This is a genomic window from Pseudomonas sp. HMWF006 (assembly GCF_003061205.1).
Taxonomy (GTDB): Bacteria; Pseudomonadota; Gammaproteobacteria; order Pseudomonadales; family Pseudomonadaceae; genus Aquipseudomonas; species Aquipseudomonas monsensis.
Genome location: NZ_QAIU01000638.1, coordinates 7,068 through 15,117, shown reverse-complemented (window position 1 = coordinate 15,117; position 8,050 = coordinate 7,068). Strand labels below are relative to the sequence as shown.

Here is an 8,050-nt window from a genome sequence, read left to right as displayed (position 1 = left end):
GAGTACGTGTTGTTGTTCGTGCTGGCGGCGGGGATGGCGGTGCTGTTTTCCGGATTGCAGGCAACCCTGGACGAACGCATCCGCCAAGGTGCATTGCTGCGCGCACTCGGCGCGGAACGGCGGTTGCTGATCAAGGCACGGCGCATCGAGTTCGGTTTGCTCGGCGCCGTGAGCGGCTTGCTGGCGGCCATCGGTTCGGAAGTGGTGAGCCTGGTGCTGTACCGCTACGCCTTCGATCTGCCGTGGCATCCGCACCCGTGGTTGCTGTTATTGCCACTGATTGGCGCGGCCTTGATTGGCGGCGCCGGAGTGTTCGGCACCCGGCGCGCGTTGAACGCGAGCCCACTGACAGTGTTGCGCGAGGGTTGATAGACTCAAGCACTCTCCATCACAAGAACTTGCCATGAGCCGTTATCGCCCTCCCCGCACCGCCGGCACCGCGCTGATCACCCCTGAAGGTGAAGCGCGGATGCGCGCCGAATTTCATGAGTTGTGGCATGTGCGCCGCCCGCAGGTGACGCAATCGGTCAGTGAGGCGGCGGCGCAGGGTGATCGCTCGGAAAACGCCGAGTACACCTACGGCAAGAAGATGCTGCGCGAGATCGACAGTCGCGTGCGTTTTCTCACCAAGCGCCTGGAAGCCTTGAAGGTCGTCAGCGAAAAACCCAGCGATCCGAACAATGTCTATTTCGGCGCCTGGGTCACCATCGAAGACGAAGACGGCAAGCAGTCGCGCTACCGCATCGTCGGTCCGGATGAACTGGATCTGAAGCTGGGTTTGATCAGCATCGACTCACCGCTGGCCCGCGCCTTGATCGGCAAGGCGCTGGACGCCGAAGTGCGGGTGCAGACGCCGACTGGCGAGCAATTCGTCTATGTCGTGGCGATCGACTACCCGTGACGCATTTCAACCACGGGTGATCAGTCCCTGCCGCGCAACACGGGTCAGCTGTTTGATCATTTCCGCAGCATCTGCAGCGCTGGGCGCCTGAATCACGGCCAGGTCGAAACTGTCGCTGGCAAAGCGTGCCAGTGACTCGCCGTCTTCGACAAACTGGATAAGGAACGCGGCAGGACCGCCGCTGCGACGTGGCCAGCCATCGAGATAACGCAACAGCGTCGGCTGATGTTTGCCACCAAGCAGGATTTTCGGGTTGCGCTGGGTGATATGCGCGGTGATCGGCGCTGGACGTGCTGGAGGGCGTAGTGCATTCATCGTGTCGTGTCTCTGCCTCAAAAGTCTGCATGGCAGGTGAGAGGCAACACCGAACCAGCGCTTTAGCGGTATTTCGAAGCCCTGTTCCGGCTTCTGACGGCAACTGTCTGAGTCACCTGGCGCCCCGCAAGTAGCTGTTTAAATCGGCGCATGAGCAACATCCTAGAGAACGTGACCGATGGGTGTCAAGAATCAGCCGCAACAAAAAAGGCCCGCACAATGCGGGCCTGTTGCTTGAGCCAGAGCGCTTAACCGGCGATGGCGCGATCCACCGAAAGCTTGCCGGCGCCTTCAATCAGTACTGCGAGGCTGCCACCGAGCAACGCCAGGGCAAACTCGTAGCCGTTGTTGGCCATGAACAGACCGTTGCTGATGTGCACGGTGAAGATGGCCACCAGCGACAGGAAGGTCAGACCCAGCGCTGCCGGACGCACCAGCAGGCCGATGATCAGCGCCAGCCCGGCGAAGAACTCGGTACCGCCGGCCAGTGTGGCCATCAGGTAACCCGGGTGCAGACCGATGCTGTCCATGTACTGCGCGGTGCCCGCCAGACCGTAACCACCGAACAGACCGAAAAGTTTTTGCGAACCGTGAGCCGCGAAGATCACGCCGACAGCGATGCGCAGGATGGTCAGACCGTAGCCGGCGCGGGTGAACAGAACTTTGTTGATCAGAGAGCTCATGGGGCATTCCTTGTTTTTGCGAGAAGTTGTGTGTGTTGGTTGGCCGCTATATTAATCAGTAAATTTCATGTTAAAAGCGCAAATATTCCGCCATAACAATCAGTTTATTAGATCATTTCCGTGAGACGATTTTTTGCGCCCCGGGCTCCAACGACTCCCGCTCCCGGTCGAACGCCAAGTAATACTTGTTCACGCTATTAACATAGCTGACAGGCCCCATTCCTACTTGCTCCATGGCGATGCGTTCGACCTGGAAAAACCACTGATTGGGGTTCAGCCCACGCCGCCGGGCTTCAGCGCGCATGCCCTGCACACGTTCGGGACCGATGTTGTAGGCCGCCAGGGTGAAGGCCATGCGCTCGCGCTCATTGAGCTTGGGGCTGTTGAAGAACTTGCGACGGATCATCGCCAGGTACTTGGCGCCGGCCTGCACGTTGGCATCGAGATTCTGAATATTGTTGACACCCACACGCTGGGCGGCGGACGGCGTGATTTGCATCAACCCGGTCGGGCCGCTGCCACTGCGGGCGCTGGGTTGCAGCGCCGATTCCTTGAACGCCAGCGCGGCAAGGTTCAACCAGTCCATGTTCTGCGCCTGGGCATGTTTTTGCAGGGTCGGGCGCAGTTTTTCCAGGCGCTGGCGATCAGCCCTGGCCAGTGGATAGTGAACCTGGTACAGCCGCCGATAGATACGCAGAAATGCCGCATCTTCGTTCGACGGTTTTTTGTAACCGCTGAGGAAACGATCAACGCTCGCCCGCAGCATCGAAGCATCGCGACGCACGAACCAGTATTCCTCTCCCGGCTCGCTGATCATCAGTTGCCGGTCGAAACGCAGCTTCGGCAAGATTTTGCCCCAACGCTCGGCAATCGGTTGCTCGACAATGGTCAGGTGGAAGATGCCGCCCTGCACCATCTCCAGCACATCTTCGACCGCCAGCGTCGGGTCGACCCATTCGATCTTGATTGGCGCCAGTTTGTGCAGCGCCAGTTTCTGATTGAGCTGACTGACCGCCTCCCCCGCCGCACTGCCGGTCGGCAACGCCAGGGTCTTGCCGGAGAGCTGTTCGACCTTGGTGTAACGCCGCTCGCCCTTGATCCCGACCAGCACCAGTGGCACGTTGCTGGCGATCGGCTCACTGCTGGCCACCGCATGGCCCGGTTGCAGTTCAAGCAACTCGCCCGGTGCAACCAGATCACCCTCGCCGCGCTGCAAGGCGCCCAGCAGCTGATCCTTGGCCTTGGGAATGATCTTGAGGGTGATTTCCTGGCCGTCACGGGCGTGGCCATTGAGGTATTGCTCGAAGGCGCGCAGGCGATGGTATTCGACACCGATGGACTGCCCTTGAACTTCACCGGAGCTGTTGCGGCTCTGGTTGACCAGCACGCGCAAGACGCGGCTGCTGCGAATCTCGGACAAGTCACGCACCTTGGCCGCCGGTACGGCTTGCAGCGGCCCGGGCAGGCGCGCAACCGCCGTCATCGGCAGCAGCAGCGAACCACACAACAGGAGCAACATCGAGGGACGAACCATCCACTCTCCGGAAAGAATACGGGGTAATTTCACCGCTGAACGGTCGAAATCACCGACGAAAACAGAGCGCCTGGAGCGCTGACAAAGTGCGAGAGACTGGCACAGTGATGGCATTACTGCCAACCCGGACTGCGTCGCGGCATCAAAAGACAGCTATAACTCGTTGTAGTTCTTGGCTTTTCTTATGAATCTACAGCTCTGGTATGCTTTCCGGCCTTCGGCCCGAGGTAGCAACCATGCAACTCATCGATATCGGCGTCAACCTGACCAACCCAAGTTTCGCCGACAAACACCAGGCCGTACTCGACCGCGCCTACGCTGCCGGGGTCTGCCAACTGGTACTGACGGGCACCAGCGTCGAGGGTAGCCAACAGGCCCTGGAACTGTGCCAGCAACTGGATGAAAGCGCTCAGCGCCTGTTCGCCACCGCCGGCATCCATCCGCATTCGGCCAGCGACTGGAACGCCGACAGCGCCCGCCGTTTGCGCAGTCTGTTGCAAGAGAACAACGTGGTCGCCGTGGGTGAATGCGGACTGGATTTCAACCGTGATTTCTCGCCGCGCCCACAGCAGGAAAAAGTCCTCGAAGAACAGCTGGCGCTGGCCGCTGAACTGCAGTTGCCGGTGTTCCTGCATGAGCGCGACGCCAGCCAGCGCCTGCTGGAGATTCTCAAAGACTTCCGCGATCAACTGCCGGCCGCCGTGGTGCACTGCTTCACCGGCGAGCAAAAGGCGTTGTTCAGTTACCTCGATCTGGACCTGCACATCGGCATCACCGGCTGGATCTGCGATGAGCGCCGGGGCACGCATTTGCACCCGCTGGTCAAGGAGATCAAGCGTGGACGGCTGATGCTGGAAAGCGACGCGCCGTACTTGCTGCCGCGCACCCTGCGGCCGAAACCGAAAAACGGCCGCAATGAACCGGCCTACCTGACCGAGGTGTTGCGCGAAGTGGCGTTGCATCGAGGTGAGACCGAGGAAGATCTGGCGGCGCATACCACTGCATGTGCCCGCGTGTTTTACGGTTTACCCACACTTCCCTGACACCCTAAAAATTCAATGCAGGCTAACTCCTACACGGGCGGGACCTGATCGTCTGTTGACTCATATCAAGATCTTCCAGTCTGCATAGCGGCACAATAATGGCACCTTGCCAATGCTGTTTCCGCTATCAGAGAAGACCTCCATGGGTGCCTGGCTTAGCAATATCTCGCTGAAATACAAATTCTGGGCGGTTAACGCGGTCGCCTTTGTCACCACCCTGCTGTTGGTGTTGTACGCCGTGCAACTTGAACAGCAGGCTCGCAGCCACGCCGCGCAAACGTCCGCTCAGGCTCAGGCGCAGTTGCTCAAGGCCTGGCCGGCCGGGCAAGCCCTGCCCAAGGCCGATCAGGTACTGACCTTCAAACGCGGCGAAGCGCCCCGCCTCAATGATCAGCCGCTGCTGGAGGTCACCGACAGCAACGGCTGGAACGAGATCAATCCGATGCCGCTGTTCGGTGACAACCCGCTGATGGGCGCCGAAGTGTTCAGCCGCGCCGACGGTCAGCACGTCGCCGTGATTGCCTATGGCCCGAGCCTGAGTCAGGTGTTCAGCGAGCGATTCGCCAACTACGCGGTGGCGGTGTTTATCCTGATGCTGGCGATGCTCGGCGCTTCGCAGTTGCTGATCCGCTTTCTGCTCAGCCAGCTCAACACGTTGAAAGACGTGATGCTGCATGTCGAGAAAAGCGGTGACCTCTCCGCTCGGGTGCCGCTGGCCTGCAAAGATGAAGTCGGGCAGATGGCCAATGCGTTCAACGCGATGCAGGCCGGTTATCAACGGGTGGTCACCACCGTTGCCAACACGGCGCGGCAACTGGATGTCGGCGCGGCGCGACTGGCGTCGAGCATGAACGAAGTGCGCCACGGCATGCTCGGGCAACAGAGCGAAACCGATCAGGCCGCCACCGCCATCAACGAGATGACCGCCACCGTTTACCACATCGCCCAACACGCCGGCGCCACCCGTGACCTGTCGCAGACCGCCGATGGCCTGGCCGGCAGCGGCCAGCAAGTGGTGGCCCGGGTGCAGCATTCGATCGCCGGGCTATCGAGCGGCGTGCAGCAGACCGCCGAGATGATTCAGCGTCTGGCCGAGGACAGCCAAAAGATCAACGGCGTGGTCAGCGTGATCCACAGCATCGCCGAACAGACCAACCTGTTGGCGCTGAACGCCGCCATCGAAGCCGCGCGTGCCGGCGAGATGGGCCGTGGCTTTGCCGTGGTCGCCGATGAAGTGCGCAACCTGGCGAAACGGGTGCAGACCTCGACGGACGAGATCACCACCATGGTCTCGGCGTTGCAGGCCGGCACACGCGACGCGGTGGATTTCATGCAGGAGAGTTCGTACAAGGCCGATGACTGTGTGCAACAGGCGCAAGCGGCCGGTGAAGCGCTGGCGGAAATCACCGGTGCCGTGGCGCAGATGCGCGAGAGCAACACGCAGATTGCGGTGGCTGCGGAACAGCAGAGTCAGGTGGCGGAAGAGATGAATCGGGCGGTGGTGAGCATTCGGGATGTGACCGAGAACACAGTGCAGCAGACCGTGGATTCGGCGACGACCAGTAATGAGTTGGCGACGTTGGCTGGGGAGTTAAGCAAGGCGATAGGCCAACTCAAACTCTGAAAGCCTCATCGCGGGCAAGCTCGCTCTCACAGGTTTCATGGGTGCTCACAAAATGGCTGCTCACTGCAGATCACTGTGGGAGCGAGCTTGCCCGCGCTGGCGCCTGCCGAGACACCAGCGAATCCAGCCATAGTGCCTATCACCGCCATAGCCAACCTCGATTCGCCGCCCCACCCGCCCCGGCCTATTCTTCAACCTTGTGTTCAACATGGATCGAGGAGTAGTCAACATGGGCAAACGTCACCCCAATCTTCCCGCGTGGCAATGGCGCGCGTACCCGAACAATCATCAGCACCCGACCAATCTGGTGCTGCACCTGATTGCCGTACCGCTGTTCATCGTGGCATTTCTGCTGATCGTCTCCGGGGTGTTCAGCCTGAGCCTGGCCAGCGTGGCTATCGGTGTGATCGGCATCATCGCGGCGCTGGGTCTGCAGCGCCACGGCCACAGCCTGGAGGCGCAAGCCTCCGAGCCGTTCAGTGACCGCAAGGATGCCGTGTCGCGCTTGCTGGTCGAACAATTCCTGACCTTTCCACGGTTTTTCCTCAGCGGCGGCTGGTGGCGCGCCTGGCGTGAGCGCCACCGTCGGCATTGATTCAGGCGAAGATCGTGACGGTCTGGCGACTCATGGCAATCAATTGCCCTTGCGCGCTCCAGAGCTTGGCGGCCACATGGCCGTAACCGTCGGCGGCGTACTCAATGTCGGCGAGGTATTTGCACCAGTCCAGCGTGCTTAAATCGTGTAACGGTTGCACGAATTCAATGGTCCAGGTCAACGTGCTGCCCGGTGCCGGTTTCTTCAGATACGGCAACAGTGCCGGAGGCCATGCATCCACCAGCGCCAGCAGATGCGCCTCACTGACCGGCTCTTCCTTGACGTCCCCACGCAACCGCACCCAGCCGCCCATCTGCCGCGATTGAGTGCGGGTGAACGGCATGCCGCCGACACTCCAGCGCATCGCCAGATGACGCATGAACTCCGGGGTCACGCCCTTGATATAGGGCAGTTCCTGGCATTCCTCCCAGTGTTTCATGTCAACGGCCGGATAGGCCGCAACGGCCACTTCCGAAGGGCGCGAAGCACCGAAGCTGCCTTGCACGATCGTCACTACCTGCCCGTTCTGCATGGCCCGCCCCAGCACCTGGCTGACCGCTTTGCCTTCGCGCAACACATCGACTTCGAAACTCACTGGCACTTGCGGCTCGACCGGGCCGACAAAGGTGATCGCCAGCGACCGCACCGGGCGATCTGCCGGCACCTTCGCGCGCATGGCTTCATATTGCAGCGCCGCCACCAGGCCACCAAAACTGGCGCGGCCCTGACCCCACTCGGCGGGAATCGTCAGTTCCGGTTGACGGCGGACCGCCTCCAGCAGATCGGAAAAGCGCATGACAACCTCGGCAATCAAGAAATGAATGCCGCGATCTTAACCAGCATGGCAGAGCGCCGCAGCGTCTATTCCGGTCAAATGGGCTGACAGAAAGGCCTTACACCGATTTGCCAGCCCGCTCCCTCGGGGGGATCTGAGGGGAATTCAGGATTTGAAGCAGGTCGCGCTGAATTTTTCGAGCACGCGGTCGACCTTGAGTTCGGCCGCGATCAGCCCGGCCTGCCAGGTGGCGACGCAGGGTTGCAGGTCGGATTCCTGCTGCGCCTTGGCCAGCCATTGCCAGCAATCGTGCCAGTCACCCAATGCCCCTTGCGTGGCCTTCAAGTGTTTCAGCGCCGCCTTCGGCAAGCGATCCAGCTCGGGATAGGCTTCGATGCCATAGCGCACACGCTTGATCAGCAAGCGCAGGCGATGACGATCGTGGGCCGGATCGTGCAGTGCCTCGTCGAGTTTCTCCCATTGCTTGCCGAGACGTTTTTCAATGCGTTTATCCAGGTCCTTGAGCAATCCTTGCCGCTGGGACGCCCGCAGGAAGCGCGGGAACGCGTCGAGAATCATC

At 60.8% G+C, this 8,050-nt stretch carries 10 protein-coding genes; 5 read left to right on the top strand and 5 right to left on the bottom strand.

Translation table 11 applies throughout. The features are described 5' to 3' along the window. Both DBR24_RS29645 and greB read left to right on the top strand, forming a co-directional pair. The coding region (locus DBR24_RS29645) for an FtsX-like permease family protein (protein ID WP_128616471.1) at positions 1-369 on the top strand (369 nt) is incomplete at its 5' end. Between the two features lie 34 nt (positions 370-403). Beyond that, positions 404-901, top strand: coding sequence for a transcription elongation factor GreB (gene greB, locus DBR24_RS29640; RefSeq protein ID WP_128616470.1), 498 nt, complete (start codon positions 404-406; stop codon positions 899-901). 6 nt (positions 902-907) lie between these two features. On the opposite strand, the gene DBR24_RS29635 is transcribed toward greB, so the two are convergent. The 3 genes from DBR24_RS29635 to DBR24_RS29625 all read right to left on the bottom strand — a co-directional run bounded on the left by DBR24_RS29635 (position 908) and on the right by DBR24_RS29625 (position 3,433). After that, positions 908-1,216, bottom strand: coding sequence for a class I SAM-dependent methyltransferase (locus DBR24_RS29635; RefSeq protein WP_123466568.1), 309 nt, complete (start codon positions 1,214-1,216; stop codon positions 908-910). Between the two features lie 248 nt (positions 1,217-1,464). After that, positions 1,465-1,899, bottom strand: coding sequence for a DoxX family protein (locus tag DBR24_RS29630; protein ID WP_007908568.1), 435 nt, complete (start codon positions 1,897-1,899; stop codon positions 1,465-1,467). A 112-nt stretch (positions 1,900-2,011) separates the two neighbouring features. After that, positions 2,012-3,433, bottom strand: a complete 1,422-nt coding sequence (locus tag DBR24_RS29625) for a transglycosylase SLT domain-containing protein (protein WP_123466570.1) — start codon at positions 3,431-3,433, stop codon at positions 2,012-2,014. Between the two features lie 236 nt (positions 3,434-3,669). Here DBR24_RS29625 and DBR24_RS29620 point away from each other — a divergent pair, with 236 nt between their 5' ends. The 3 genes from DBR24_RS29620 to DBR24_RS29610 all read left to right on the top strand — a co-directional run bounded on the left by DBR24_RS29620 (position 3,670) and on the right by DBR24_RS29610 (position 6,695). Then, positions 3,670-4,476, top strand: coding sequence for a TatD family hydrolase (locus DBR24_RS29620; RefSeq protein WP_128616469.1), 807 nt, complete (start codon positions 3,670-3,672; stop codon positions 4,474-4,476). 142 nt (positions 4,477-4,618) lie between these two features. Next, on the top strand, positions 4,619-6,100 hold the full coding sequence (locus DBR24_RS29615; RefSeq protein ID WP_128616468.1) for a methyl-accepting chemotaxis protein: 1,482 nt from the start codon (positions 4,619-4,621) through the stop codon (positions 6,098-6,100). A 229-nt stretch (positions 6,101-6,329) separates the two neighbouring features. Further along, on the top strand, positions 6,330-6,695 hold the full coding sequence (locus tag DBR24_RS29610; RefSeq protein ID WP_123466575.1) for an Mpo1-like protein: 366 nt from the start codon (positions 6,330-6,332) through the stop codon (positions 6,693-6,695). Between the two features lies 1 nt (position 6,696). Here DBR24_RS29610 and DBR24_RS29605 read toward each other — a convergent pair whose 3' ends face one another. Together DBR24_RS29605 and DBR24_RS34435 are read right to left on the bottom strand one after the other, a co-directional pair. Continuing rightward, positions 6,697-7,491 (bottom strand): acyl-CoA thioesterase II, encoded by a 795-nt coding sequence (locus DBR24_RS29605; protein WP_128616467.1) that lies wholly within the window; start codon positions 7,489-7,491, stop codon positions 6,697-6,699. Between the two features lie 144 nt (positions 7,492-7,635). Continuing rightward, positions 7,636-8,050, bottom strand: a 415-nt coding sequence (locus DBR24_RS34435) for a CHAD domain-containing protein (protein WP_256591978.1), incomplete at its 5' end; no start/stop codon positions are given.